Origin of the sequence: Thalassolituus sp. UBA2590 (assembly GCF_002339775.1) — a bacterium.
Taxonomy (GTDB): Bacteria; Pseudomonadota; Gammaproteobacteria; order Pseudomonadales; family Oceanobacteraceae; genus Thalassolituus.
The window spans coordinates 41,400-43,029 of sequence record NZ_DDKU01000047.1; the positions used below are offsets into that span (position 1 = coordinate 41,400).

The window sequence follows — 1,630 nt, forward strand, 5'->3', positions numbered from 1 at the left end:
GTTGCTATCGCCGTGCTGTTTGATCTGGTGCGCGACCTGAACAAAGCATCAGGCGAAGAGCAGGCCGCACTGGCGGGCCAGCTTCGTTATCTGGGCGGTGTCTTGGGCTGCTTGCAGTCTGATCCGCAAAGCTTCCTACAGTCGGGTGCTGGTGATGAAGCGGAATGGATCGAAGAAATGATCCAGAAGCGTGCAGAAGCCAAAAAAGCCAAAGACTTTGCGACAGCAGACGCTGTACGTGATGAGCTGGTTGCTAAAGGCATTGTGCTGAAAGACGGACCGGAAGGGACGACCTGGTCGAAATCGTAATCTAATAAAAAAGTACTAGATTAACGAATAAAACGCCGGGCAATGCCCGGCGTTTTTGTATCTCATGAATGTAAAGATGTACTGTGTATAACAATAGTATATTTCCGAGATTCGCGGAAATCTGGCACGCTTTACACTCGAGCTTGCGCGTTTTGCCGCAGGGTAGTACGGTAAACGTCATACGAATCAGAAACTTACAAGCTTGGTTTACAAGTTTATGTGCGCAGGACTATCGAAATAACAGGCGTGCGCGTTTTCCTGGAAGGGAGGTTTAAGTTATGGAAGATTCTTCAATGCTGTCAATGAGTTATCCCAGAAACCTCGAAAGAGTGTTCCAGGATAAACGCGCACGCACACTAATAACCTGTTAGCCTCATGGGAGCATGAATTGAATTTTCAAGATTTTCTTCCGTTTGTAGGCTTAGCTGTTCCGCTTATTGCGTTATATTTTGTGGTAAGGAATTACTGGCGAAAGTCGGGAATGCACATAAAGGGTCAGTTTACTATTATCTCAAGCGCTTACGCCGAAGATAGATATGTTGACAGCGTCACCCTAGAAAATTTCAAAGACAGATCAGTAATCATATTTAAGGTGTTCTTGAGGATTGGCCCTAACTATTACATTGAGCTTGATGATTTTGAACACGACCCTAAAATTTTGAAACCCTATGAGTCGTATTCGAGCCATTATGGCCCAGTAGATTTCTACTCTTTGAATATGAATCGCATCAAGCTTAATGAGCTTCTTGGGTCAGGAAAAGTAAAAAAGAATCTTGTTTTATCTACCTCGCACGGAAAGTATGTAGTGAAAGAATGGATAAAAAGATGGGATCCAATTTTTGACTTTTTTGATAACCACATGACAGCTTCTGTCTTGCCAATGCGCCCTAAAGAAAGTGCAGGATATTATGGTTCAGATGTTAAGTATCTGGTGAGGTTGCTGACTGAAGATGGTTATAAGAAGACAGTACCCGTATACCCAAATGACTACAAACGCCCTCGTTTCGAAAATTTCAGACTTTCTGAAGAGTCACTTTCTTCGCGTGAAAAACTTGAGGATTTTTTAACAGACCAAGCAATAAATGGAAATCTTAAGTGTGTTGATGTGGAAGTCATCGATGCAGATGAGTTAAGAAAGAAAAATTACGGGCACGAATTTGAAAAAGTATTTGAAGCAAAACATTACAGCTGGCTTTTTTATGTGGTTGTTGGGAAATTGTTAACTATATTGAGCAATTTCCGATTATACCTTATAAACCGGAAGCACAAAAAGGCTAACAAAGCATTGCAGCGGACAAGTGATCTTGCCCCGATAAAACGG

General features: G+C 42.3%; 2 protein-coding genes. Both read left to right on the forward strand.

Features of this window, described 5'->3' with window-relative positions; genetic code table 11:
• The coding region (locus B2067_RS04225; RefSeq protein WP_349676785.1) for a CysS/YqeB C-terminal domain-containing protein at nucleotides 1-309 on the forward strand (309 nt) is incomplete at its 5' end.
• A 388-nt stretch (nucleotides 310-697) separates the two neighbouring features.
• On the forward strand, nucleotides 698-1,630 hold a 933-nt coding region (locus tag B2067_RS04230; RefSeq protein WP_301387569.1), incomplete at its 3' end, for a hypothetical protein.